22 protein-coding genes are annotated in these 24,960 nt (G+C 55.1%); 17 read left to right on the top strand and 5 right to left on the bottom strand.

All coding sequences use genetic code 11. The annotated features are described in order from the left end of the window. Positions 1–263: 263 nt before the first annotated feature. From DMG62_11265 to DMG62_11230, 8 genes are all read left to right on the top strand, one after another. Positions 264–1,613: a hypothetical protein gene (locus tag DMG62_11265; GenBank protein PYY22902.1), complete on the top strand. Its 1,350-nt coding sequence runs from the start codon at positions 264–266 to the stop codon at positions 1,611–1,613. 135 nt (positions 1,614–1,748) lie between these two features. Further along, the gene (locus DMG62_11260; GenBank protein ID PYY22901.1) at positions 1,749–2,681 is read left to right on the top strand and encodes a hypothetical protein; all 933 of its coding nucleotides are present in this window, start codon (positions 1,749–1,751) and stop codon (positions 2,679–2,681) included. 320 nt (positions 2,682–3,001) lie between these two features. Then, positions 3,002–3,868 (top strand): hypothetical protein, encoded by an 867-nt coding sequence (locus tag DMG62_11255; GenBank protein ID PYY22900.1) that lies wholly within the window; start codon positions 3,002–3,004, stop codon positions 3,866–3,868. Then, positions 3,865–4,671, top strand: coding sequence for a hypothetical protein (locus tag DMG62_11250; GenBank protein PYY22899.1), 807 nt, complete (start codon positions 3,865–3,867; stop codon positions 4,669–4,671). Before DMG62_11255 ends, DMG62_11250 begins: the two co-directional genes overlap by 4 nt. Next, positions 4,671–6,338: a hypothetical protein gene (locus DMG62_11245; GenBank protein ID PYY22898.1), complete on the top strand. Its 1,668-nt coding sequence runs from the start codon at positions 4,671–4,673 to the stop codon at positions 6,336–6,338. Before DMG62_11250 ends, DMG62_11245 begins: the two co-directional genes overlap by 1 nt. Continuing rightward, the gene (locus DMG62_11240) at positions 6,335–7,237 is read left to right on the top strand and encodes a methionine ABC transporter ATP-binding protein (GenBank protein ID PYY22897.1); all 903 of its coding nucleotides are present in this window, start codon (positions 6,335–6,337) and stop codon (positions 7,235–7,237) included. The genes DMG62_11245 and DMG62_11240 overlap by 4 nt, the downstream gene beginning before the upstream one ends. A 150-nt stretch (positions 7,238–7,387) precedes the next feature. Next, positions 7,388–7,834: a hypothetical protein gene (locus DMG62_11235; GenBank protein PYY22896.1), complete on the top strand. Its 447-nt coding sequence runs from the start codon at positions 7,388–7,390 to the stop codon at positions 7,832–7,834. 20 nt (positions 7,835–7,854) lie between these two features. Beyond that, complete coding sequence (locus DMG62_11230; protein ID PYY22895.1) at positions 7,855–8,487, top strand: hypothetical protein; 633 nt, start codon at positions 7,855–7,857, stop codon at positions 8,485–8,487. Positions 8,488–8,548: 61 nt separating this feature from the next. Here the strand turns inward: DMG62_11230 and DMG62_11225 are convergent, their stop codons facing one another. Together DMG62_11225 and DMG62_11220 are read right to left on the bottom strand one after the other, a co-directional pair. Beyond that, on the bottom strand, positions 8,549–9,712 hold the full coding sequence (locus tag DMG62_11225) for a 6-phosphogluconolactonase (GenBank protein PYY22894.1): 1,164 nt from the start codon (positions 9,710–9,712) through the stop codon (positions 8,549–8,551). A gap of 24 nt (positions 9,713–9,736) precedes the next feature. Next, entirely contained in the window at positions 9,737–11,032 is a 1,296-nt protein-coding gene (locus tag DMG62_11220) for an amino acid deaminase (GenBank protein PYY22893.1), read from the bottom strand. 92 nt (positions 11,033–11,124) lie between these two features. On the opposite strand from DMG62_11220, the gene DMG62_11215 reads away from it, so the two are divergent. The 3 genes from DMG62_11215 to DMG62_11205 are packed head-to-tail and all read left to right on the top strand — an operon-like array spanning position 11,125 to position 14,396. Further along, entirely contained in the window at positions 11,125–12,570 is a 1,446-nt protein-coding gene (locus DMG62_11215) for a D-aminoacylase (GenBank protein ID PYY22892.1), read from the top strand. A 57-nt stretch (positions 12,571–12,627) separates the two neighbouring features. Beyond that, positions 12,628–13,029, top strand: a complete 402-nt coding sequence (locus DMG62_11210) for a reactive intermediate/imine deaminase (GenBank protein ID PYY22891.1) — start codon at positions 12,628–12,630, stop codon at positions 13,027–13,029. A 23-nt stretch (positions 13,030–13,052) separates the two neighbouring features. Further along, positions 13,053–14,396 (top strand): permease DsdX, encoded by a 1,344-nt coding sequence (locus DMG62_11205; protein ID PYY22890.1) that lies wholly within the window; start codon positions 13,053–13,055, stop codon positions 14,394–14,396. A gap of 4 nt (positions 14,397–14,400) precedes the next feature. Here the strand turns inward: DMG62_11205 and DMG62_11200 are convergent, their stop codons facing one another. Beyond that, positions 14,401–16,005 (bottom strand): Na+/H+ antiporter, encoded by a 1,605-nt coding sequence (locus tag DMG62_11200; GenBank protein ID PYY22889.1) that lies wholly within the window; start codon positions 16,003–16,005, stop codon positions 14,401–14,403. Positions 16,006–16,254: 249 nt separating this feature from the next. On the opposite strand from DMG62_11200, the gene DMG62_11195 reads away from it, so the two are divergent. The 5 genes from DMG62_11195 to DMG62_11175 all read left to right on the top strand — a co-directional run bounded on the left by DMG62_11195 (position 16,255) and on the right by DMG62_11175 (position 19,859). Next, a complete protein-coding gene (locus DMG62_11195) occupies positions 16,255–16,899 on the top strand; it encodes a hypothetical protein (GenBank protein ID PYY22888.1) in 645 nt (214 codons plus the stop codon). Positions 16,900–16,982: 83 nt separating this feature from the next. After that, a complete protein-coding gene (locus DMG62_11190; GenBank protein PYY22887.1) occupies positions 16,983–17,630 on the top strand; it encodes a hypothetical protein in 648 nt (215 codons plus the stop codon). 41 nt (positions 17,631–17,671) lie between these two features. After that, a complete protein-coding gene (locus DMG62_11185; GenBank protein PYY22886.1) occupies positions 17,672–18,781 on the top strand; it encodes a hypothetical protein in 1,110 nt (369 codons plus the stop codon). 17 nt (positions 18,782–18,798) lie between these two features. Then, positions 18,799–19,065 (top strand): hypothetical protein, encoded by a 267-nt coding sequence (locus DMG62_11180; protein ID PYY22885.1) that lies wholly within the window; start codon positions 18,799–18,801, stop codon positions 19,063–19,065. Beyond that, positions 19,062–19,859, top strand: coding sequence for a hypothetical protein (locus tag DMG62_11175; protein PYY22884.1), 798 nt, complete (start codon positions 19,062–19,064; stop codon positions 19,857–19,859). Before DMG62_11180 ends, DMG62_11175 begins: the two co-directional genes overlap by 4 nt. A 58-nt stretch (positions 19,860–19,917) precedes the next feature. Here DMG62_11175 and DMG62_11170 read toward each other — a convergent pair whose 3' ends face one another. Beyond that, positions 19,918–20,301 carry a response regulator gene (locus tag DMG62_11170; protein ID PYY22912.1) on the bottom strand — a complete coding sequence of 128 codons (384 nt, stop codon included), beginning with the start codon at positions 20,299–20,301 and terminating at the stop codon, positions 19,918–19,920. A gap of 947 nt (positions 20,302–21,248) precedes the next feature. Between DMG62_11170 and DMG62_11165 the strand changes: the two genes are divergently transcribed. After that, positions 21,249–23,759, top strand: a complete 2,511-nt coding sequence (locus DMG62_11165) for an AMP-binding protein (protein PYY22883.1) — start codon at positions 21,249–21,251, stop codon at positions 23,757–23,759. Between the two features lie 15 nt (positions 23,760–23,774). On the opposite strand, the gene DMG62_11160 is transcribed toward DMG62_11165, so the two are convergent. Then, positions 23,775–24,944, bottom strand: a complete 1,170-nt coding sequence (locus tag DMG62_11160) for an aminotransferase (GenBank protein PYY22882.1) — start codon at positions 24,942–24,944, stop codon at positions 23,775–23,777. Positions 24,945–24,960 lie beyond the last annotated feature (16 nt).

Genomic DNA, 24,960 nt, shown 5'->3' with positions numbered 1-24,960 from the left:
AATGGAAATGCACAGCTTGAGACATATTGGCGCAGTGCGCCACCGCCAGTGAGACAGCATGTCTCGCAAGTACGCCAAGAAAGGTCGTACTTGGGCTAAAATCGACGAAAACTGGGCTCGGACGCCCTGAAAATAGGGCCTTTGCGCCCACGTTGTCAGGCCAAGTACCGCTTTCTATTTGGGTTGCGTCATCTACGCTGCTGGCCTACACTCCGGCCCAGAGCTTCGAAAGGCCACTTCTGTTGAGCAGTGAACCAGTAATTTTGGACTTGCCTGGCGTCCAGGCTGTCTTTCGCAGCGAGTCGATGAGACGACTGCTGCAAATGGTTGAGCGCGTGGCGCACCACAATGCCGCCGTGCTCATCGTCGGAGAAACGGGCACCGGAAAGGAATTGATCGCCCGCGCTTTGCATTTCCACTCGTTGCGCGGGGAACAGCCTTGGGTTGACGTGAATTGCGGGGCTCTTCCGGAACATCTCGTGGAAAGCGAACTTTTTGGATATGAAAAGGGAGCTTTTAGTGGCGCGGACGGTTCGAAGCCGGGCTTCTTTGAGCTGGCTTCCAAAGGAACCTTATTTCTAGATGAAGTCGGCGAACTGGAGCCCAAGCTTCAGGTCAAGCTGCTGCGGGTTCTCGATGGCGTGCCCTATTACCGCCTTGGGGGCACGAAAAAAGTCGTTGTGGATGTAAGGCTGATCGCGGCCACTAATCAGGAATTGGACAAAGCAGTAAGAGAAGGACGATTTCGCGGGGATCTATATCATAGATTGTCGCAATTTCAACTACGTGTACCCCCGCTGCGAGAGCGAAAAGAGGATATTGCACTGCTGGCGGAATATTTCCTGGCGGCAAACGATCCCGCAGCCGAGCTCTCGCCAGCCGCACTCGCTGCCCTTGAAGCTTACCGTTGGCCAGGAAATGTTCGCGAACTTCGTAACGTAATGGTTCGAGCGGGAGCATTGTGCTCAAACAAGGTTGTGCTTCCCGCAGATCTTCCGCCGGAAATTGAGCTCTCAAAACCACTGATAGGCAGAGCGGCTACGGTTCCTCCACGGATTGGGTCTATTCCGTTTTCTCCTGGTCCCCTGGCCCCTTCCGGTGGAGGCTTACGTGACATCAAGAAACAGCGCGTCCTCGAAGCCCTGGCACGCCACAGCGGGCATCAAGGTTTAGCTTCTGAGGAATTGGGAATCTCCCGTCGTACGCTCAGCCGCCAACTAAAGCAAATGCGTGAGGAATCACAGCAAGGCACAGATAGCCTTGGAGTTCTAAGCCAGCGGCAGCAGAACTACTTCCGCAGCACGCTCGAAGTGCCGGTAAGAGTGAAGACCTCCGATGGCCATGAGTTCACTGCGGAATCGACGAACGTCAGCCTGGGCGGGATCGCCTTGAACAAGGTTCCCCTCGAGGCGCAGAACGCTCTCGCCTTCTACCTTAATTTCAAAGTCCCGGGAATCGAGAACCCGGTGCAGGCCGAGTCCGAGATCGCCTGGTGCTCGCGTGACGGGCATGCCGGCATCAAGTTCGTGAAGATCGACGACAAGTCCGCGGCCGAGTTAAAGCGCTGGATCCTGCAAAAACAGCTCGAGGAGGGCTGGACTGCCCTAAAGTAACCCGCATATATGACCTAAGGTAATCCTCTTCGGTCGCATCACCTTAGATTTCGGACATCTTCGGCAGTACTTTGTTACGTACATCGAACGTTTCCCGAAACTGTCCGCCTCTTGCCCACAGAGTCCAACCCGCAGATGTTGCAGGGTGTGCCTGCGATTGTGCACAGCCCCGCACTCCAACGTCTCATGGCAACCGCCGAGCGGGTAGCCAAAACAAACGCTTCAGTATTAATCACTGGAGAGACCGGAAGCGGAAAAGAGATCATCGCGCGAGCGATCCATCATTTTTCTCTTCGGTGTAACAAGCCGCTCATAGACGTGAACTGCGGCGCTCTTCCCGAGCATCTGGTTGAGAGTGAACTGTTCGGATATGAGAAAGGCGCATTCAGCGGCGCAGACTCGCAAAAGGTAGGGTTCTTCGAGTTAGCTCACGAGGGCACATTATTTCTCGACGAAATCGGGGAACTTGAACCGCGAACACAGGTGAAGCTGCTGCGCGTTCTTGACGGAACTCCGTATTACCGTGTCGGAGGACTGAAAAAGGTTTCGGTTGATGCTCGGATCATTGCCGCGACAAGCCGTGATCTGGAAGATCAAGTGGCGAAGGGCGCCTTCCGCAACGATTTGTTTCATCGGCTGAACCAGATCCATTTGCATATTCCTCCATTGCGTGAACGCCGGGAAGACATTATTCCTCTCTCCAACTTCTTCTTACACGCCACGTATCCTCATCTGACATTTTGTGAAGAAGCAAAGCGCACGCTCGAGAACTATCACTGGTCCGGCAATGTTCGCGAGCTACGCAACGTAGTTCTCACCGCTGCGGTCTTCTGTCCCAGTGAGACGATCACCGCGCATGAACTGCCCAGTCACATTCAGGAGTTCCGACCACGATTTGATTCTTCGGAAGCTCCAATCGCCGCACCGCTCGACACGATGGAAAAGGATCTGATCCTTCGAGCACTCCGGGGAACAGCAGGTCACCAGCAGAAGGCCGCCAGAATTCTCGGCATCTCTCGCCGCACGCTAAGCCGCAAACTCCGTTCTTATTCTCTGCAAAAGGGCTAGACCGAAATGGAACAATGTAGTAGGGAGGGGCACCGCCTTCAGACGTGCGGGGAACAAGCAATAAGAATTTTTGGCTTTAGCCGCCGCGGTTCCGGTCCAAACGCGAATGCAGCCAACATCCAGTTCCACTCATGCGATCCAAAGCTAATCGCGGCGTCTAAAGCCGGATCGATTGGGCTCGTTTCTCCGGCAGGGCTAAAGCCGAGGCCCCTGCGTAATGCATAATGCGTCAGTACTTGCCATGTTCCCCACATGCATAAATACTGGACGTCAACTGCGCACACTGTCATATTCCGAGCGAGTGAGGTAGTGTCCGCGCGATGTCGTTGAAAGCAATCGCACGACAACTGATCACGATTCTGCTCACCGCTTTGCTAGGCGGCTTGTTAGGCGCTACGCTCGTTCGTCTTGCTCCAGGATTCGGTGTGCAGGAGAGCGACCTCAATGCGCAACTCTCGGCAGAAACCAGGCAGGCTCTTCACCAACAAGAAGCGCAGGAACGCAATGTGCTCTCGTATTACGGACACCACCTGGCAGAACTCGCGCATGGCGACCTCGGGTACTCCCGGTCTCTGAATCGTCCCGTTCTGGAACTACTGCGAGACCGATTCCCAGAGACCCTGCATTCGATCGCCATAGGCGTAGGAGGTGGTTGGCTACTGGGGATCGCATTCGCTTTGCCGGCAACCTGGAAGCAATCTCCCGTCTACAGCACAACAGCTGGACTGATCACGGGTCTGTTCCTGTGCATCCCTTCTGCGGCGCTGGCTCTCTTGTTTCTGGTCGCCGGATCACCGGGAAGAATCGCCATTGCCTTAGTTGTCTTTCCCAAGGTATTTCGCTTCTCGCGCAACCTCCTCATTAAAACCTATGCAATGCCGCATGTACTCACAGCTAAAGCACGTGGACTGAGCGGGCTTCGTATTCTCGGCTGGCATGTGCTGCCAAATATGGCAGCGCCGATGCTGGCCCTCGCTGGCGTCACAGTAAGTCTGGCACTGGGCGCAGCAATTCCGGTTGAGGTGGTTTGCGATTATCCCGGTTTGGGACAGCTTGCGTGGAGGTCCGCGCTGGCCCGCGACGTGCCTGTTCTTGTAAACCTTACGCTGATCATCGCCCTGGTGACGGTAACCGTAAACTCGTTCTCCGATCTGCTGACCCCTGCGGCTACGAGGGATGTGCTGTGACCGCTACTCGGTGGGCTGCTGTTGCGCTGCTGGCGGTCGTCTTCGTGGTAGCTTTGGCCGCCAACGTGATGGCCCCAGCGCCCTACGCAAAGCAATTCCGGCAGGACGTGAATCACCCGCCGGCCCAGCAATATCCGCTCGGTACGGACGAACTTGGACGCGATCGGCTATCGCGTCTTCTTTATGGCATGCGCATTTCCCTGCTTCTCGCTCCGGCTGCGGCATTGCTTTCGACTCTCCTCGCAGCCCTTATTGGCGGAGCTGGCGCTTATTTAGGTGGGTTTTGGGAGAGAGGCACCAAAGTCATGATCGATCTTTTTCTCAGCTTGCCATGGCTCTTTTTGCTCCTGACTGTGCGGGCGTTGTTGCCGTTAGATATTCCGGCGGTCACATCCGTCATTGTCACATTTGCTCTGCTCGGAGCATTGGGCTGGGCGGCATCGGCGCGCATCGTCGCCGCGACGGTACGCGACCTCCGAAACTCCGAGTTTGTGCTGCAAGCACGAGCCTCAGGATCTCCGCCCGTGCGGCTCCTCATTCGCCACGTACTCCCAAATGTGAAGCCGATTCTTATCGCCCAATTCTGGATCTCCGTTCCGCTCTTTATTCTTACAGAGGCTAATTTGGGAATGCTTGGACTGGGCGTAACCGAGCCATTGCCGTCTTGGGGAAACCTGCTGCGCGAACTCGAGAACTACGGCGCACTTGGCCATCGTCCCTGGCTTTGGGCGCCGCTGATTTCGCTGATTCTGGTGATGAGCTTGTTCCAGTTCATTCTCTCTGGCGAGGAGTACGCGTCCTAATGAAATGGGGTGATCGGGTCATTGGGTCATCGGTTGAAGTAAGTACAAAGGCCATGGGCGCGTTTTGCCTCTTTGTTGTAGCGATCGCCTTATATTTGACGGCATGCAGTCGTTCGGGCCAAAACAGCGGCGAGCTTCGCGTCGCAATCAAAGCCGATCCCAAGACCTTCAACCCATTGATGGCGGAGGACGATTCTTCTGACATAGTTCGCTATCTCACTGGCGGAGTGCTGATTCGCGTGAATCGCAAAACGCAGGAGAATGAGCCAGAATTAGCGAAGAGTTGGACGATCGATGAGAACGGCCGCCGCATTACTCTGAATCTGCGCCCAGGCATAAAGTTTTCCGACGGCAGTGACTTCAGCGCCGAGGACGTAGTCGCGACTCTTAAGGCGGCTCTGGATCCAAATCTGCATTCCCCGAAGGGCGACTCATTCCGTGCTGGAGGTACTGCAATCGTACAGGCGCACGGAAAAGATCAGCTGAGTATTGAGTTTGAACAGCCCATCGCCGGCATGGAGCGGCTGTTTGACGAAATCGCTATCTCCCCGGCTCGCATGGCCGGTCGAGCGGATTCAAATGTCGTTTTGGGACCATTCAGTGTGGGCGAGCAAAAAGCTGGAGAATACGTCCTGCTAAAGCGCAATCCACGGTATTGGAAGAAGGACGACTCAGGGCAGCAGCTTCCCTATTTAAGTGCGGTCCGCCTTTATGTGCTGTCCAACCGCGACACCGAACTCATAAGATTCAGGCAGGGCGACATTCAATTGATCAATGGCATGTCGCCCGATCTTTACGAGCAATTGCACAGCGAAGATCCAGGCGCAGCACGCGATCTTGGGCCCTCGGTCGAACCCGAAGAGCTCTGGTTCAATGAAGTCCGCAAATCTCCGCTCCCCGACTACAAGAAAAACTGGCTTCGCTCGCGCAAGTTCCGGTGCGCCATATCGATGGCCATCAATCGAGCCGATTTGGCGCGGGTAGCCCTCCGCGGGCATGCCACCCCTTCGATTGGAATAGTCAGTCCGGCGAATAGGTTCTGGTTCAATCAGAATTTGCAGCCAACCCCATACGATCCAAACGGAGCACTCGAACTGTTGAAGCAGGACGGGTTCCGAAAAGATGGCGATGTACTCAAGGACAATGCCGGCCATCCCGTGAGCTTCTCGCTCGTTACCAACGCCGGAAATAAACCGCGCGAACGCATGGGAAGCCTGATTCAGCAGGACCTGCAGCAGATTGGTGTTAGTGTGAACTTTGTTCCGCTGGACTTCCCTTCGATCATTGAACGGGTGACCAGGACCTTTAATTACGATGCAGTTCTGCTGGGGTTCACGAATGTCGACCTTGACCCAAATGGACAAATGAATGTGTGGCTCAGCTCTGCGGATCTGCACGAATGGAATCCCGCGCAGAAAACTCCTGAGACGCAATGGGAAGCTGAAATCGACAAGTACATGCGCGTGCAAGCGTCAACTTTGGATCGCAAGCGGCGAAAGCTAGCCTTCGACAAAGTGCAGGAAATCGCTACCGAGCAGAATCCGACGATTCATCTGGTTGACAAGAATGCGCTTGTAGCCGTATCGCCTAAGGTTAAAAATGCAGATCCGGTGGTCTTAACTCCGCAAACGTATTGGAACATCGAGTATCTTTCGCTAAGCAAATGAGTACGATGAAGACCAGAGAAGCAGATACCGAAATGGGAGCAAAGAACGCGATCCCGGAGCGCCGGGCGCCCTCGCCCGGTGAAAGGACAAAAGCTGAGTCCCCGAGGATCAGTGCCCCACTCCTTTCTTTATCACTCTCTGCTGATTACTCGCGCAAGCCAGGCGTGCTTCGCAATCTGCATTTGGAAATGCAGCCAGGAGAAATCCTCGGACTCGTAGGCGAAAGTGGGTCCGGTAAGAGCACGTTAGCCCTGAGTATCCTGCGTCTGCTTGATCTGAAAGGTGGACAAACATCCGGGAGCATCCAGCTTAAAGGACGCGAGCTCACAACCCTATCGGAATCAGAGATGCGGAGCATACGCGGCCGCGACATCGGACTCATTCTGCAAAGCCCCATGTCATCGCTAAATCCCGCTCTCAGAATTGGCACGCAGATGTATGAGACGTGGCGCGCACATCAGCCCGGCACCCGCAGAGAATGCATTCCCCGTTTTCTCGAAATCTTGCGCAGCCTGAATCTCGATGTGGAAGAAGCCTTCCTGAGTCGAAGACCGGCTCAGCTCAGCGTTGGCCAGGCCCAACGCGTCCTGATTGCAATGGCAGTGCTGCATCGCCCTTCACTTCTGCTTGCCGATGAATGCACCAGTTCGCTGGACTTAATCACGCAAAAAGAAGTACTGAACATCTTCCGTCAGCTCAGTCTAGAGATGGGAACAGGAATCCTTTTTATCTCTCATGACCTTTTAGCGGTTTCCTCCCTTTGTCATCGCATCGCCATCCTTCGCAATGGGGAGTTAGTCGAAGTTGGGCTCACCAGCGAAATCTTGAAGCATCCCTCCCATCCCTACACCCGACAATTGGTGGACGCTTTGCCGATTCCGGAGACCTCAGGAATATAAGTAGTTGCCAGCAAGGCGCCGATACTACACTGCCTGGCTGCTATTGCGGACCATGGCCGAAATTGACGCGGCAAAAGGACAACCTCATGAACCTCCTAACTTCTAAGTAACCGAAACCAAAATCGCTGAATCCAGGAGGACTTCACATTAATGCGAAAACTATTAACCTTCGCGGTGCTGCTGCTTGGCGTGACCTGGGCTGCGGCACAAGAGCAATCAAATCCGAGCACGAGTCCGAGTTCAAGCACAACCTCAAATCAAACCAGCTCCGGTCAGCCGGCTGCAGGAGACACCGGAAGTCAGGTGACAGTTGTAGGTTGTCTAAGCAGCTCGAATGGAAATTACACACTCACTTCAAGCGACGGCAAGACGTATCAACTCACAGGCGATACTGGACAGTTGAAGGAGCATGTCGGCCACAAGGTGCAGATCAAAGGAAATGTGTTGTCGTCAGCCCCCTCATCGGCGGCGACGAGCAGTAGCGCGAGTTCTGCGGCCTCTGGCACTGCCAATTCCAATGAATCAACCCTCAGCATTTCCTCAATGAAACACATCTCAGCAACCTGCAACAACAAACAATCCTCCTCCTCTTACTGACTCTCACGTTGCCTCCTTTTATGCCCAGCACAAAGCTGGACATTTTTGTGCCCAGCCGCTACCAAGTGGAAGGAGATCTCGCGATATATTGTTGCGGTATGCCCGTAATGATTTCACTGCTTCGCGGAGTCAACGTCGGCGGACACAACATGATCAAAATGGAAGCCCTTCGAACGCTCTACGAGTCTCTGGGCATGAAGGACGTACAAACTTACGTGCAAAGCGGCAATGTTGTCTTCCGGACAAGCGAAAATGACACCGCTAGGCTGACAAAGAAGATTCAGAATGGAATCGAGAAAACCTTTAGCTGTAAGCCAGAGATCATTCTTCGATCGACCAAGGAGCTCGAAGACGCTATCACAAGCAACCCATTCTCAAAGCGGCGCGATATTGAACCCGCCAAACTTCTCGTTCTTTTCCTCGCCGCCGACCCGAGCAAGCAGAGCTGCGAAAAGCTCCTCGCCATCAAAGCTGATCCCGAGGAGCTGAAACTGAACGGACGCGAGGTCTACATTTACTTTCCCAACGGCATGGGAAAAACCAAACTTCCATGGACGACGATTGAGAAAGTCCTGGGAACTCCCGGAACCGGCAGAAATTGGAACAGCGTGACCAAACTGTTGGAGATGGCGCGAAAGCTTGAAGATATATGAGTGATTAGGAGAACCACGCTAAAAGTGCCATGGACAGAAGTAGACGTATAAAACCTGCCGATCAGCGCTTTCTGGTCCCGCTCACAGGCACGAACTTAAGGCACACCGGCGAATCCACATGAAGTACCTGTCTGCTGGGAGTAAGCTTCCCTGTCTTTTCGTCAATACCGAAGATAACGATGTTGCCGCTGTCCTGATTCGCTACGAAGAGATGCGAGCCGGTAGGATCGATCTCGAAATTGCGCGGCTTCTTACCTTGGCTAGAAAAGTATCCGACCAGACTCAACGTTCCCCTCTTTTGGTCGATGGAAAACACGGCGATGCTGTCGTGACCGCGATTCGACGCGAAGAGAAACTTTCCGTTCGGATGGACTCTGATCTCGGCTGGATGATTCGTGCTCGAGAATTCCTTCGGAACCGTTGCGATGCTTTGCAACGGCTCCAGCGCACCCAGCTGTGGCTCGTATGAAAACACGTTGATTTTGGACTGCAATTCGTTAAGCACATAGACGAACCCGGCGTTTGGATGGAAATCCAAGTGGCGAGGGCCCGAACCAGGCTCTAGTTTCACGAACGCAGGACTGTTCGGGGAGATGCCGCCGTTCTTGTCAATGAAGCGATACACGAGCACTTTATCGATCCCGAGATCCGCAGCCATCACAAAGCGGTTCTCGGGAGTGATGCCAATCCAGTGCGCGTGAGGTCCTTCCTGCCTTTCCCGATCTAGTCCAGAGCCTGCGTGTTGGACAAAACTCACAGCTTCGCCCAAACTGCCGTCTTTCAACACCGGGAATACAGCAACGCTCCCACCGTAGTTCGCGACGAATACGTAGTTCCCGGATCGATCCAGTGACACATAGCAGGGATCGGTGCCTCGCGATGAAACTTCGTTCAGCTGTGACAACTTAGCGTTGCCTTGATTGATGGCAAACGCACTGACGGAGCCGCTGGCCTCTCCTTTGTATTTCTCCAGCTCGTTGACGGCGTACAAGAATCTGCCAGTTCGATCGATCGCCAGAAATGAGGGATTGGGAGTATCTGCAACGAGACCTAACGATATTAGCTTATTGGAGGCAGGCGCAAAACGGTAGGCGTAAATTCCCTTGCTCGCTTTTGCGGTGTATGTGCCAACGAACAGCACGTACTCGCCTATCTTGGTCTCCTGCGTCGAGCTCATGGCCAATATGGGAAACGCCAGAACAAGCAATCGTGTTATTCCTGTCATCGTTCTCAATACTGTCATGCCTCCTCAAAAGAAGGTCTGCACAACATCAATCACCCTATATTGCGAGTCCAGCACCGGCAAGTACCGCCATTTATCGAACGTCGTACAAGGATGCGAGATGTCGAAAGCAATCATGTCGCCTAGACGAATGTCGTCTCCCCCATCAATATGAAGAAAGGAATGCTGATCCATAATGCGAGTCAACTTCCAGCTTTCGGGAGCGGCCACTGGTACGGCTCCACCCGGACGGAAATGGAGAACTGGAACCGGCAGCCCGGCATCGAACGCAGCATCGCGTCTTCCGAAGTTGATAATGGCCTTTTCCCTTTCTGGAACGGACTGCACATAGCCCCAAATCTGCAGCGCCGGTTCCAGATTAGATCCCATATTCTTGGCTACCGTACTGCTATTTAGAATCCGCTGCTGCGCCGCGCGATACGCGCCGACATCATGCGTCACGTAACATCCCGGTCGCAGTATTAGCTCCTTCTCCTGCCCTATGTCCGCTTTACTGAATATCTCTGCGACCAGGTCATACCATGCTGAACCTGCGCCGGTGAGGATCACGGGACTGCGACCGAAGCGATTGTCCCGCGACAGTTCGCGGGCGACCTCGACGGTTCTCTCGAGCAACCGCCGGATCGCGGCCTCATCGCTCAAAACGCCTTCATAGACCTCCACGCCGCATAGCCGAAGCTGGCTCTTCCATCTGGCAAGAGCAGCGGTCGTCGCCTGAAGCTGCTCGTGGTCGCGAACGCCGGTGCGTCCATCCTCAGCTCCTACTTCGAGCAGAACATTCAATCTTTGCACGCGAGCCTTGAAGAAACTTCCCAGGAGTTCAACTTGAGCCGCCGAATCCACCAGGCAGAAGTAATCGAATTCGTCGTCTTCCAGCAGGCGGCTTACGATCTCGAGGTTTTGTCTGCCGATAAGCTCATTGGCCATCAGCACGCGACGCACGCCGTGCGAGTAAGCTACAAGTGTCTGATGAGCTGTCGCCAGCGTAATACCCCACGCGCCAGCTTGCATTTGGCGCGCGAACAGCTTCGGAGCCATTGTCGTTTTCCCGTGTGGCGCCAGCTTCGCGCAATAGCCGCTCGCAACCGCCTGCATCCACTGCAAGTTGTGTTGCAGCTTTTCTTCATACAGCACGGCTGTTGGCAGGCTCAGGTCTTCGCGCAGCAAGTTCCATCCAAATTTGGGAATATCAGCGCAAGCCAGAGGGGCATTCATCGCATTAAGTCCCTTATTCAAGGGATTAATCAGATTCAGCTCTTCGGCTGTTAATGGATATTGCACGCGTTCCTTTGTATGATTCATTGGCTTCATCCTTCTATATGCAGACGCAGTACTGCTCTTATTCCCGAGCTGATGGTAACTAATTCCAGCAGTCTTCGTCTTGCGGAGCTGACTTGCCCACCTGCGACACCCTGATTGGCAACGTACAAATTCTGGACGGAAGCGGTAACCAGCCTCGAGCAGGCGCGGTCGCGATTGAGGATAGCCGCATTCAAGCAGTTGGCGATGTCGATGGTTACTCAGCAAGAGAAAACATCGACGCTCACGGCCACGTGCTCGCTCCGGGATTTATCGATGTCCATACGCATGACGACCTCTACCTGATCCGGGCGCCGGAAATGCTCCCAAAGCTCTCGCAGGGAGTGACCACCGTAATCGTTGGGAATTGCGGTATCAGCGCCGCTCCGGTGCAACTATCCCGTAATTTTCCGGATCCGATGAATCTGCTCGGCGAGGAAGACGCATTCCGCTATCCCGCGTTTCCTGAATACGTATCGGCCGTTACTGCGGCCGAACCAGCGGTGAACGTCGCTGCGCTCGTCGGTCACACCGCTCTGCGAAACAACCACATGGACCTCCTTGACCGCGCTGCTACAGGAACTGAACTCGCGGCCATGCAGGACCAGCTGCGCGAGGCTCTCGACCATGGTGCGATTGGGTTGAGCACGGGATTGGCTTATTTGTCGGCATACTCCGCCTCGGCTGACGAAGTGCAAGGCTTGGCGAAGGTCTTGTCTAACGCAAGCGCGCTCTATACAACGCACTTACGCAACGAAAGCGACGGAGTCTTACAGGCGATGGACGAAGCCTTCCTTATCGGCAAGCACGCCAACGTTCCAGTAGTAGTTTCTCACTTGAAGTGTGCGGGCATTGACAACTGGGGAGGCAGTGGCGAAGTACTGCAATCACTCGAGAGAGCGCGAACAACCCAGCCAGTCGGCTGCGACTGCTATCCTTACGCCGCCAGCTCGAGCACCCTCGATCTCCGGCAAGTCGACGAGCGCGTGCTCATCACGATCACGTGGTCGACGCCCCATCCGGAAATCGCGGGGCGAAGTCTTGCTGAAATTGCGGAGGCTTGGGGAGTCACTCAGCTTGAGGCCGGGCGCAGATTGCAACCTGCAGGAGCGATCTATCACGGCATCTCCGAAGATGACGTGCGCGCGATCTTGAAGCATCCAGCGACCATGATCGGCTCCGACGGACTGCCCAATGATCCGTTGCCCCATCCGCGCCTGTGGGGCACATTTCCACGCGTACTCGGCCGCTACAGTCGCGAGCTACGATTGTTTTCGTTAAGCGAGGCTGTTCGCAAGATGACCAGTCTCCCGGCTAAAACCTTCCGCTTGAAACATCGAGGTTGGATACGCGAGGGCTATTTTGCTGATTTGGTACTGTTCGATGCTGAGCGGATCTGTGACATGGCCAGCTTCACCAATCCGGTGCAGGCATCAGCTGGCATCTATGGGGTCTGGGTGAACGGCGTTCTGTGTTACCGAAATGGAACACCTACTGGACAACGAGCTGGTAGGTTTCTGCTACGACAGTCGATCTCGTAAGGATGCTGCCAGCACCTTCGAAACAATCACGACTCTACCGCAACCGAGGGGAACTGAATGATTATTAAGCGTTATGGCGCCGAAGGCGCCAAAGGACCAGGAGGCCAGCATCTACCATTTGCGCGTGCAGTGCAGGCTAACGGGTGGCTTTACGTTTCCGGTCAGGTGCCGATGTTGGATGGCCGACTCATGGAAGGCAATATCGTAGCTCAGGCTCATCAGGCAATTCGCAATATTCTGGGAATCCTCAAAGAAGCAGGCTATGGTCCTGAACACCTGGTACGTTGCGGAGTCTGGCTCGATGATCCGCGGGATTTCCAAGTCTTCAATGAGGTGTTTCGAGAGTACTTCGGCGAAAACCCTCCGGCTCGAGCCACCGTCGTTTCCAGCATGGTGGTGGACTGCAAGGTCGAAATCGATGCCATCGCTTACAAAGCTCCGGTATCGGGAGAGGTGTGACTCTCTTCAAAGCCAATTAGACAATGACCGACCATCATGGCGCATCCCTGCTCCTGCTTGCATTCGTAGCAATTGTCATCCTCATCCTCCTGATCGCGCGTTTCAAACTGAATCCGTTTGTCGCACTGATGACGGTCTCGCTCGCGCTGGCCGCAGCGAGCGGAATGCCGCTTGCGACGATCGTCAAGTCCTTCGAGACAGGCGTCGGAGGCACGCTCGGGCACATCGCGATCGTAGTCGCACTCGGAACCATGTTGGGAAAGATGATGGCGGAGTCCGGCGGCGCCGAACGCATCGCTCTTACGCTCATCAGTGTCGCCGGAGAGAAACGCATTCATTGGGCGATGATGGCGGTTGGGCTCCTGGTCGGCTTGCCAGTGTTCTTCGAAGTCGGATTCGTCTTGCTGATTCCGATCGCCTTCAATGTTGCCCGTCGCACTGGCACATCGATGGTCTTAGTTGGGCTGCCGATGGTCGCAGGACTCTCTGTCGTGCACGGTCTCGTTCCACCTCATCCGGCCACGCTGCTGGCAGTTGCGGCCTACAAGGCCGACATCGGCCGCACCGTCCTTTACGCCTTGATAGTTGGGATTCCCACTGCGATCATCGCGGGCCCGCTCTATGCCAAATTCATTGCACCTCGCATTCGCATCGTAGGCGAAAATCCCATCGCCGCGCAGTTTGTCGAAACTGCTGCGAATCGCGACTTACCCAGCTTTAGTCTGACGCTATTCACGATTCTGCTACCGATCTTTCTCATGCTGATCGGCAGCTGGGCAGACAAGCTGGCCACGCCACACAGCCCATTCAACGAAGGTCTCCGCCTGCTTGGGGGTGCGGATATTGCGCTGCTCATTGCCGCGATGGTCAGCTTTGTCACTTTGGGAAAGCTGCGCGGCTTCTCTCGCGAAAGAATCTTGAAATTTACCGACGAGTGTCTCGCTCCCACTGCAACGATCACACTTCTGGTCGGAGCGGGCGGAGGCCTCGGGCGTATTCTGCAGGACAGTGGAACATCACAGGCGATCGTCGATCTCGCCCTGCGCGCTCATTTATCCATTCTGTTTTCCGCCTGGCTCGTTGCCGCGCTGGTACGCCTCGCGACCGGATCGGCAACTGTTGCGATGGCCATGGCGTCTGGAATTATCGCCCCAATCGCCGCTCATACGGGAGTCCGGCCGGAACTGCTGACTATCGCCACCGGAGCCGGTTCGCTGGTCTTCTCGCACGTCAACGATGGGGGCTTCTGGCTGGTAAAGGAGTACCTCAATATGAGCGTCGCCGACACTATGAAGAGCTGGTCCATCTGCGAAACCATCATCTCGGTGGTAGGTTTGCTCTTGACGATGGCTTTGTCGCTTATTTAATGGTTTATCCGTTAAACAGACGTTCTTCGCTCAGATCGAGTTCGCGCTCAAGCCGGCGGAGCACTGCATCGCTTATGCGCCGCTGATTGCGGAGGCGAACCGCCGTTTGTCTTTCTACCCTGAGCAGATCGCGTGAGATATCGATTGAGCGAGCATAGCGCGCCGATGCCGAATCGTTCTCAAGCCCTCCACCATCGCTCACCGTGGCCAAACGATGCCGATAATGATGTGCAAGGTCGTTGTAGACCTCGGCAAATTCTGAAACGTCCTTCGATCTGATTTCCTCGAGGTATGCGAGCGCAGCCTCCAGAATCAGTCGCCGCGCCTCTCTTTCTTCAGAATCCGCGCCCGAATCGCCGGCCAACCCGAGAGCGCGGATCACGGCAGGCAACGTGAGTCCCTGCAGAACAAGCGTCACGAGAATCACGCTGAAGGCCAAAAAGACAATCAAGTTCCGCTGCGGAAACGGACGATCCCCGAAAGTTTGCGGAAGGGCAATGGCGGCCGCGAGAGAGATAACGCCGCGCATGCCAGTCCATCCAACGATGAGAGCTTGCCGCAGCGTGAACATGTCCATTCTTTGTTGCAGAACATGTTTGCGGATCACATAAGCGAGCGAACCACCTGGAAAAATCCAGATTAGACGCAAAAGAATCAAGAGCGCGCTGAACAAAGCTCCGTAGAGAAACACTTCGCGGTGACTGTGCTCCCGAATCGCGTTCAAAACGTACGGGAGCTGCAATCCAAGCAAGACGAACACAAATCCGTTCAGGATAAAAGTGAGCGAATCCCAGACTGCCCATGCCTGCAATCGAACGCTGGCCGAGAAGAAATGTGAACTCATCCGACTGAGGTAGAGTCCGCAAGCCACTACGGCCAGCACGCCAGATGCCCGGAGCGAATCAGCGGTGAGGTATGCCACGTACGGAGTAAGGATGCTCAGCGCGATCTCGATCGGAGCATCATCGATGCGATGCTCGATCCAATCCACGACCACTCCTATGACTAACCCGATCGCAATCCCTGCGACTGTCAGGTAAGTAACGCGCAAAAAGCCCGAGATGATCGTGGGAGTTTGGTCCCCCGCGAGCAGTGCCAGGCCAAACTCGAGCGCGAGCAGCGAAGTCGCATCATTCACCAGGCTCTCGCCTTCGAGAATGTCGACAATACGCTTCGGTAGCCCGATGCGCTTGGCGATCGAAGTCGCGGCGATGGCATCCGTCGGAGCCACTACCGCGCCGAGAACCAAACCCATCCGCCAGTCGAATCCAGGAAGGAACCACGGCGCGGCGTAGGCAATCCCGAGTACGGTGAATGTAACCAACCCAAACGCCAATAGAAATATGCTCACCAGGTTGAACGAAAACTCCCGCCACGAGGTGAGCCACGCGGCCGAAAACAGGAGTGGAGGAAGAACAACGAAGAAGATCGCCTCGGGATTAAGCGAGAATCTGGGAATTCCCGGAATAAAACTAAGCAGCAGGCCGGCAACAACGAGCACAATTGGATACGGCGTATTTAGCCGTCGGGCCAGATCGCCGAAAATGACGACGAAGAGCAACAGTAGCAGGAGTACGATCTCAAGCGCATGAATTTCGCTGCCCTGCATCCGAGCCTCCATCTTCCAAAATACCGCAAGGCGTGCGTTTGTGACGGTCTCAGCTCGCTCCAGGCGGCAAGCCAACCAGGGATCCTAAAAAGATGAGAATGCACGGAAAGCAAACAGTAACATGAGAGTCGTGATACCCGAACGCGGCGAGTTTCCAGCACATTCATCCCTACTAAGCAAACTTCTTACACTTCGTTGACAGAACTCTGACATTCGTCTTGCTCCTGTTTGCTAGCCTTGCGCTCCTCGATGAGTCGCCGTCCGGCTATTCCACAACTCGAGTGGGGCAAATCAGGAGGAGTGTTGATGAAATTAAGAGTTTTCGCAGCTGTGGTGGCAAGCGCGCTGTTTACGACGAATGCCCTTGCCCAAACTATCTTCAGCGCCAAATTGGCTGGTCTGAGAGAAACCCCCATCGTGATCAGCGGAGCGGCTGGGCACGCGAAGATCACGATCAGCCATGATGAAAAATCGATCGACTACGAACTCACCTACAACGGCCTGGAGGGTAGTACCGGCACCGGTCGCACAGTCACCCAAGCCCACATTCACATCGGCCGACCCACTGTCGTAGGTGGCGTTTCTGTATTTTTCTGCGGCGGCGGGAATACCGAGGCGACAAAGAAGTTGTGTCCAGCATCCGCCGGCCCGGGTACGCCCAATGACGCAGTAACAGGAACGTGGAGAGCGGCCGACATTACCGGGCCCGCATCTCAGGGCGTAGAAGCCAATAATCCCAACGGTGAAGACGCTTTTGCGCGACTGGTGGGCGCGATCAAAGCGGGACTCTCTTACGCCAATGTGCACAGCTCGCGAAGTCCAGGGGGAGAGATTCGCGGACAACTCAAGCGCGAGCGTGACAACGACCACGACAATGACGACGACGATCGCTAGTTGACTCTCACGTTTCAGCGGGCATCCTGCGGGGATGCCCGCCGATTTTTCACATTAAGCTTGCCTGTCCAACAGAGAAGGCCATGCCAAGGTTGTGGAATGCGGTTCTGCTCTTCCTCGCGACCCTGGGAATTCCGGCCTCGAGCTCCCCGGGACCCTCCGGCGATCCGGGCAAGCCAGAGACCATCCAGATCGAGCATGCCTCAGCGACTTTCCAGGTTGGGACGAATATGCCGGGCCTGTTCGTTAAAGGTAAGTCCGACGCCTTGCTGGCTCGCGTCCAGCTACGCCGTAATGCTGATGGAGTGACGCTGGAGCGCATCGAGGCCCGACTCCCAGTCAAAACTCTCGCCACTGGCATAGCGTTGCGTGATCAGCACATGCGTGAGCATGTCTTTCGGACCCCAGATGGACAGACTCCCGACGTGAAATTCGAGGGCGAGGGTGTCTCCTGTCCTGGGATTGTCCCTGGCCGCGAGGCTAGCTGCAGGGTCTCAGGTACTTTGACTATTCGCGGTACACCACGAAGCTTCGTCGTCGTGTTGAAAATCCGTGAGGCTGCCGGCGCGCCTGTCTTCCGCGCTGGCGGCGATGGCATGGTCAAGCTCAGCGAATACGGCATCGACCAACCAACTCAATTCGGGGTCAAAACCGATAATGAAATTCGGCTCCACTTCGAATTTCCCGAGACTCCGGCCTCAGCTCTCGATACCCGGGCTGGACGACAGTAATGAGACCCTACATCTGCTGGGTCCTTGTACCTGGAGTTTGGGTGCTTTGGGCTTTTACTCGTCCGGCCAGGGCTCTTCCCACAATGGTTCGATTGGGATACAGCAATTGCGCTGTCTGCCACATTTCTCCCCAAGGCGGCGGCCTCCTCAACGCATATGGACGAAGCATTGATCAGGCACAGAGTCTGCGAGGAGGCGACTATCAGCCCTCGAACAACCGCTTTATCAGATGGCTGAGCTGGGGAGATCACATTACGCAGGATCTACGCTCCGTCACGCAAGAACAGATCAGCACCGCTACCGATGAACCCTTGATTGCCACGGTTCGTGCCCGGTTCCTTTACCGGAATGCGACCGAGTTGGGAAGAGGCTGGCGCATCTCAGCCGTCATTAACGGTGAAAACAGAAGTGCCAAGCGCCCAGATCTCAGCTATGAACCACCAGTAGAACCGAAAGACGTATATCTCACGAGCGCACTGATCTCGTATCGCCCCAAGGGCACGCTCGAATTTTCCGCTGGTCGCGACCCACTCCCAAGCGGAGTCAACAATCCCGATTTGAGTACATACATTCGCGCGCGAAACCGGTACGGATATTACGATGCACCGCTGCAGTTCAAAATGTTCTGGTGGGGCAAACACTACCAGATCGCACCATACGCATTTCGACCGAGTGGCGCCGAACCAACCCCTGCGAGAGAATCCGGCGCAGGTTCATTCGCCGAGTTCAGCTTGCTTGGGAAACACACAACCGTTTTAGGCGTCAACATTCTGCACGGCTCGGCCAGCGCCGTGCATCGCACGATGGTGGGACCTTATCTGCGCCTGGGTCTCGGAAAATGGGGTGTACTAGCTGAGCACGATATTACGAACCGGAGCCTCACAAATTCCACCACAAGCTTCCTGCAGCACGCCAGTTACGCGCAGCTCTTTTGGTATCCTCGCGAGTGGCTTCTAATCTCCACGATCGGCGAACAGTTGCAGACGCAAAGACCATTCCAGGAACACCTGCTCGCCGGCCGCTTCGAAGTGACCTCCAGATTTTCCAGTCACATCACCGTTGCGTTAACATCCCGCTTCCAGGAAAACATGATTTCCGGCCAATTCGCGCCCTCGATTGCCCTTCAGCTCGCGCTCAAGACGGTGGAATAATGGCTATCTGAGAGTGGATGATTAGCGGCTCAGATCATAACTCGTCACTGAGCATCCTCAATTCTCCTCACACCTTAACATCCGTGGCTCTGGCGCTGGATCGTGACCTCCGGCCCGCATTCTTGGTGAGTCCCGTTCCTGAGTCACTAAACCTGATCTTCCATGTGCAGCCAACTCAACTCGGTGAGAACTTTGATAAGGTATGCTCGCTCTATTTGAGCTCGAATGAGCAGGAATTATGGCCCCACGAAGAAATCTCCAATTTCGCGTTCTTACCTCGATGATCTTCCTCGTCGCAACCTTGGCACTAGGCCAAACCGGACTCCGGATCAAAATGGTGTCGCGTACAACCGGGGCTCATCATTTAATGGATGCCTCCGACCAAACGACCACGACTTATGTGCAAGGTCCTAACAGCCGTATTGAATGGCCAGTGTCTGGCCCTCGTCCGGGTCGCGCCGGTGCCAAAATGGTCGTTATCCAGCGCTGTGCGGATCATGTCATGTTCACGCTGAATCTCGATAATCAGGAATACAGTGAATTTCCCCGGCCAGGAGAATCTCCAAAGGACAATCTATTAAAGCAAGGTGAAGGCCCGCCGAATCTCTTTATCGAAAAGACGGTACGCGACACCGGGGAGACAAAGTCTGCCTTCGGCCACACCGCCCGGCACTACATTACGACGACAAAGCAGACTTCATCTCCCGAATTGGGCCTCGAACCCAGCGAGACCGTCGAAGACGCGTGGTATTTGGATATACCGGATCCGAGGACCTGCACGCCACGGTCGCATCCGGGAAGCGGTTTCATTGGAGTGGGCGTTGGGGGCGGGGGCAACGGCACTACTCCGGTTGAGAAGATTCGCCCTGAATTCAAATACTCAGGACCGGATCCTCAGGGCTTAATTCTGTCTTCGAAGAGAACGAACACAGCGATCCACGCCTTACAAACGGGAGAAAAGCAGAAAAATCAATTCACCACATCGACGGAAGTCGTAGACGTCTCGGAGGAGCACATAGATCCGAACCTATTCCAGGTTCCATCTGGATTCAAGAAAGTTAGCCAACTGAGCCATTAACCCAGTCATCTGGGACCACCTAATTGCTCGCTTTACGTGCTGGACCTTCAGACAGCAGCTATGCCTCGTTCGAATCCTGCATATCTGATCCGTGTCGCCGGAGCAATGCGGGAAGGTTCTGCGAGAAAGCAGAGCGTGGTACCACCATGTCGCATCCCGCTTCCTGGGCCTTTACCTTGAGGTCACCCTGAAGATGCGAAAGGAAGCCGACGATCGACGTTTGCTTTTTCAGCCTGTTTTTCAGTTTGGGAATCGTCGTGAGCGGTTTGGCGTTGGCGTTATTGAGATCGAAGATGATAAGCGATGGCTTGTCTTCATCGTCGCTCGTGAGCCGGTCGAGGGTCTCTTTTTCAGCTTTCGCGAATTCGACCTTGACTCCCAACTTGCGCGCCGTCTCCTGAATCTTGGCCAGGAAGAACAGGTCATCGATGAAGCAAACGATTCGAGTAGGCGAATCTGCTGCCTGAGCCGGCTCTACTGGAGCGCCGTTAGCCGGTTGTTGTAGACCGCCTCGCACCTGGCCACGGTAGCGACCATTTTGCGGGTACAGTTCATTGCCACCTCCCTGGGCATTGCGGTAGCTGTGATCCATGGGACCAACGAACTGTGGATTTCCGTGCCGTCGACGGCCACGGTTCTGTCCGCCTCCCTGACCGGGGCCACGCATTCCGTGCTGGGCACCGCCCTGCTGTTTCTGCTGTCCCTTGCCGCGGCGATGACGGCGATGTCCCCGGCTGCCGGGGTGCTGAGGCTGGTTAGGTCCTTGATTCATCGATATCCTGTAACGCTTCTTTTTTGAAAACTGAAGGCGCTCAGCCTTGTAGGCTCGCGCATGTACTCTGTCGGTTGGCCTTGCTAATGCGTTTTCCGTTAGAGCCGTATTCCTGAGAATGCTGGGATCCGTAACAAGCGGATGCCACCGAGTAACTTCGCTACTTTCACCTGCAAGCGGTCTCTAGTCAGAATGCGGAGCTCCAGCTTCGCTTTGAGTCTTAAGTTATGGAAATCGCTCGCGATCTATTTAGTGTTCCAGCGCGCTCCGGTTCGAGATTCAGCAGAATCAATTCGGAATTCCCGGCCGTTAGCGCGGGTGCCGGCACCTGGGTGTGCGGCATTCGGAAGACACTCAAATGGTAACCGGGGTCGGCTCTAGATGCAAGCGGAAATCAAACGAACCAGAAGAATCGGGTGATCGGGTCATCGGGCGATCGGGTGAAGTAAAGAAACGCGGCTGTCAGCTTCCAGCTGTTGGTTTTCGGCCGTAGGCTTTCTTGTGGAACCAACCAATGGGCTAATTGACTGAACACCGACAGACGAGACCCGAATGCCCGCCTTTACGTCACTCGACCACCCCGATGACCCGATCACCCGATTCTTCTACACTGTCTCGTGCCCCGCACATCGGTAACTGAGTATCTGTCCTATTTCTCACGCTATCAGCGTGACCATGCCTGCGTCTTTCCGCGCGGCTACAGAACCATCCGCTGGAGTTACGGCGAGCTGCTCGCAAGCGCGCAGCGCTTCGCAACGTTGCTTGAGGACCGTGGCGTTGGTAAAGGCGACCGGATCATGCTCTGGGGAGCCAACTGTGGCGAGTGGCTTGCTGCGTTTTGGGGAGCGCTGCTCCAAGGCGCAGTTGTGGTTCCCATGGATCGCACTGCCGCTCCGGAATTTGCCGCACGCGTTTATGAGCAAGTCGGCGCCAAGATGCTAGCGTCCTCTCGTGGCTTGGCACTTGCGAAGGAAGATTTCAGCCTGCACTTCGAAGATTTCAGTTCCCTTCCTTCTTCTCGGTGGCTTACGCCAGCTGCCTCCTCGAATGACGACGCAGTTCAGATTGTCTTTACTTCAGGCACTACCGGAGAACCGAAGGGGGTAGTGATCACCCATGCCAACATTCTCGCGAATCTCGAGCCCATCGAGCGCGAGATTCAGAAGTACTTGCGCTATGAGCGCATCTTCCATCCGCTACGCTTCTTGAATCTGCTGCCGCTCAGCCATGTATTCGGGCAGTTCATGGGAATCTTCGTTCCTCCCTTGATCGGCGCGACAGTGTTATTTCTCGAATCAATCAAACCATCGGAAGTCGTCAGCGTAACGCATGATGAGCGTGTCTCTGTCTTGATCACCGTGCCACGCTTGCTCGGATCGATGCGAGAGATGCTCGAAATTCAGCAGCGCGCCAGGATCGGGGAGCCGGCACTACGCGCACAAATGGAAAAAGCCGGCGCAGAACACTTTGCCTGGCGCTGGTGGCGATTCCGACGCCTTCATTCCCGATTCGGATGGAAATTCTGGGCGATCATCAGCGGCGGTGCAACCCTCGATCAGGATGACGAAGAGTTCTGGCGCCGACTAGGGTTCGCCGTTATTCAAGGATACGGGCTTACAGAAACGACTTCGCTAGTGAGCTTGAATCATCCCTTCAAGCTCGGTCGCGGATCGATAGGCAAAGCCTTGCCCGGACGCGAGATCAAACTCGACGAATCTGGCGAGATCCTTGTCCGTGGCGACAGTATCGCGAAGACCTATTGGGTGAATGGCAAGCCTGTTGCCGCGCACGAGGGCGACTGGTTTCGCACAGGCGACCTGGGTGCCTTGGACGAGACCGGCAATCTTTATTTCAAAGGGCGTAAGAAGAACGTAATCATCACCGCTGAGGGGATGAATGTCTATCCCGAGGACCTCGAAGCTGCGCTTCGCGCACAGCCGGCGATCCACGATTGCATGGTCATCGGTGTGGATCGCGGGGGAAACGCTGAACCGTGTGCAGTATTGGTCGTCAACGATGGGGCAGACGAGGCATCGCAAGCGGTGACCGAAGCCAACTCCAAAATGGGAGCTCACCAGCAAATTCGCAGCTGGGTTGTGTGGCCTGACTCAGATTTTCCGCGTACCTCTACGCAAAAGCCGCGGCAAGATCTAATCGCGGCTTATGCCCGAGCCGAACTGACGAGTTCCGCGAATGGCAAGGTTCCCAGAACAGCTTTAGAGGCCGCCATCGCCGGCTTGGGGCGGAAAGTTGTCGGTGACAACACAAAACTTGATGATGATCTAAACCTCAGTTCCGTTGACCGCGTGGACCTGCTCACGGTTCTTGAGCAGCGTTATCAGGTGGAGCTTGATGAGAGCCAGTTTGCCGAAGCGGCTACAGTCGCAGATATCGAACGCATTCTGCACCAGGCAAGTGCTGGGCCTCCAGAATCTCATCACTATTTTCCTCGCTGGGCACAGCTTGAGCTGGTGCGATGGATTCGCATTGCGATCTATTACCTGTTCACCTGGCCTGCAACCTTATTGATGGCAAAACCAACGGTCATCGGCAGCGAGCGATTGCGAAACGCCAAAGGTCCTCTGCTCTTCATCAGCAACCACGTTACGTACATCGACCCAGGACTGCTGATGTTCGCCATGCCCGCTCGCTACCGAAATCGTCTCGCCATTGCAATGCAAGGCGAAATGCTGACTGCAATGCGCAAACCACCGGGTAACATGAATGTCTTTCAGCATGCCATAGAGGTGATTTCGTATTGGCTGGTCACAGCGCTGTTTGATGTTTTCCCGCTCCCACAACGATCCGGCTTCCGTGAGAGCTTCGCCTTCGCCGGCGAGTCGGTGGACCGTGGATACAGCGTCCTGATCTTCCCCGAGGGCCGGCGCACAAACGATGGAGAAATGTCGCAATTCCGTGTGGGTATTGGAATTCTCGGGCAGACGCTGAGGATCCCAATTGTTCCTATGCGAATCGACGGCTTATTCCCGTTGAAGCAAGAAGATCGTAGCTTCGCGCGCAGAGGGGAAATTAAAGTGATTGTCGGGAGCCCTGCGGAGTTCCAGGATGGAACAAGCGAGGAGGCAATCGCTCGCAACTTGGAAGAACTTGTGAAAGCACTCCACTAAGAAATAGAAACTGTACTATCTGGAAACGATCGGCACCGGCAATCGACTTAGCCTTCGGCACGCTTCCTGTAGATCGGAATCGGTCTTGGCAAAGCAGAACCGCAGCAGATTTCTTCCTCCTCCGCTGAAAAACGCTTCTCCAGGAACGCTGGCAACGCCCGCATTTGCCAGCAGGTACATGGCCTTTTCTTTGCTGTTGCTTCCCGGAAGCGCTGACGCGTCCGCGAGCACATAGTAGGAGCCTTGCGGCCAGGAGGGAGCAAGACCAATCTGTTCCAGACTGGTACAGAGCAGATCCCGCTTGGCACGGTACTCCTTCGCTAATTCCTTGTAAAACTCTGGCTTGAGTTCATCCAGGCCAGCGGCCACTCCGTGCTGGAGCGGCGAAGGAGCACAAATGTACGCGAGATCGTGGAAGTAGCCGATGGACTGAGCCCAGCGTGCATCGCAAACGGCATATCCGATACGCCATCCCGTTATGCTGTAGGTTTTCGAGAATCCCGAAATGGTTATCGACCGCTCTGCCATTCCAGGCAATGAAGCCGGACTGACATGCTGGTTCTGGTCATAAAGAAAATATTCGTAGATCTCGTCTGTGATGACGAACAAATCGTTTTGTACCGCGATCTCAGCAATAAACTCGAGTTCCTCGCGCGTGAAGACTTTCCCCGACGGATTGGCCGGTGAGTTCAGGATAATTGCGCGCGTTTTCGGCGTAACGGCGTTCCGAAGTTGTTCGTGGCTGAAGATCCATTCTGGAGGATGCATAGTCACGTATACCGGCGTGCAATCCAGAGCGCGCAGCGTATTCACGTGATAACCGTAGTACGGCTCGAAGACGATCACTTCCTCTCCAGGATTCAGCAACGCCATGCAAGCCGAATAAAAGGCGCCAGTCGAGCCCGCCGTTACTACGACTTCCCGTTCCGGGTCAGCTTCAACATGGTTGTACTCGCGCATCTTGCGCGCGATCGCGCGGCGGAGATTAGCAACTCCATCCAGCCGCGTGTATGAGTTTTGCCGTGAATGAATGGCATCGACCGCGGCGCGCTGAACCGGTTCGGGAACCTCGGTGTCGCAGATTCCCTGGGCGAGATTGATGCCGCGCGCCTTCTCGCATTCCACTGACATGATGCGGATCTCGGATTGGGAAACTCCGGCCGCTTTTCTGCTCAATTCCAACATCAGTTTCCCTCAGCGA

The sequence above is a fragment of the Acidobacteriota bacterium genome, from assembly GCA_003225175.1.
In the GTDB taxonomy this organism is placed as follows: domain Bacteria; phylum Acidobacteriota; class Terriglobia; order Terriglobales; family Acidobacteriaceae; genus Gp1-AA112.
Note: the sequence above shows the minus strand (reverse complement) of the source record. Positions and strands in the feature narration are given on the sequence as shown.

Excerpts from the sequence above, each read along its gene's own strand:
- DMG62_11160 (PYY22882.1), bottom strand. The coding sequence starts at position 24,944 with ATGTTGGAATTGAGCAGAAAAGCGGCCGGAGTTTCCCAATCCGAGATC.
- DMG62_11195 (PYY22888.1), top strand. The coding sequence starts at position 16,255 with ATGAGTCGCCGTCCGGCTATTCCACAACTCGAGTGGGGCAAATCAGGA.
- DMG62_11245 (PYY22898.1), top strand. The coding sequence starts at position 4,671 with ATGAAATGGGGTGATCGGGTCATTGGGTCATCGGTTGAAGTAAGTACA.
- DMG62_11230 (PYY22895.1), top strand. The coding sequence starts at position 7,855 with ATGCCCAGCACAAAGCTGGACATTTTTGTGCCCAGCCGCTACCAAGTG.
- DMG62_11240 (PYY22897.1), top strand. The coding sequence starts at position 6,335 with ATGAGTACGATGAAGACCAGAGAAGCAGATACCGAAATGGGAGCAAAG.
- DMG62_11260 (PYY22901.1), top strand. The coding sequence starts at position 1,749 with ATGTTGCAGGGTGTGCCTGCGATTGTGCACAGCCCCGCACTCCAACGT.
- DMG62_11235 (PYY22896.1), top strand. The coding sequence starts at position 7,388 with ATGCGAAAACTATTAACCTTCGCGGTGCTGCTGCTTGGCGTGACCTGG.
- DMG62_11200 (PYY22889.1), bottom strand. The coding sequence starts at position 16,005 with ATGCAGGGCAGCGAAATTCATGCGCTTGAGATCGTACTCCTGCTACTG.
- DMG62_11210 (PYY22891.1), top strand. The coding sequence starts at position 12,628 with ATGATTATTAAGCGTTATGGCGCCGAAGGCGCCAAAGGACCAGGAGGC.
- DMG62_11220 (PYY22893.1), bottom strand. The coding sequence starts at position 11,032 with ATGAATCATACAAAGGAACGCGTGCAATATCCATTAACAGCCGAAGAG.
- DMG62_11255 (PYY22900.1), top strand. The coding sequence starts at position 3,002 with ATGTCGTTGAAAGCAATCGCACGACAACTGATCACGATTCTGCTCACC.
- DMG62_11180 (PYY22885.1), top strand. The coding sequence starts at position 18,799 with ATGATTAGCGGCTCAGATCATAACTCGTCACTGAGCATCCTCAATTCT.
- DMG62_11205 (PYY22890.1), top strand. The coding sequence starts at position 13,053 with ATGACCGACCATCATGGCGCATCCCTGCTCCTGCTTGCATTCGTAGCA.
- DMG62_11190 (PYY22887.1), top strand. The coding sequence starts at position 16,983 with ATGCCAAGGTTGTGGAATGCGGTTCTGCTCTTCCTCGCGACCCTGGGA.
- DMG62_11175 (PYY22884.1), top strand. The coding sequence starts at position 19,062 with ATGATCTTCCTCGTCGCAACCTTGGCACTAGGCCAAACCGGACTCCGG.
- DMG62_11225 (PYY22894.1), bottom strand. The coding sequence starts at position 9,712 with ATGACAGGAATAACACGATTGCTTGTTCTGGCGTTTCCCATATTGGCC.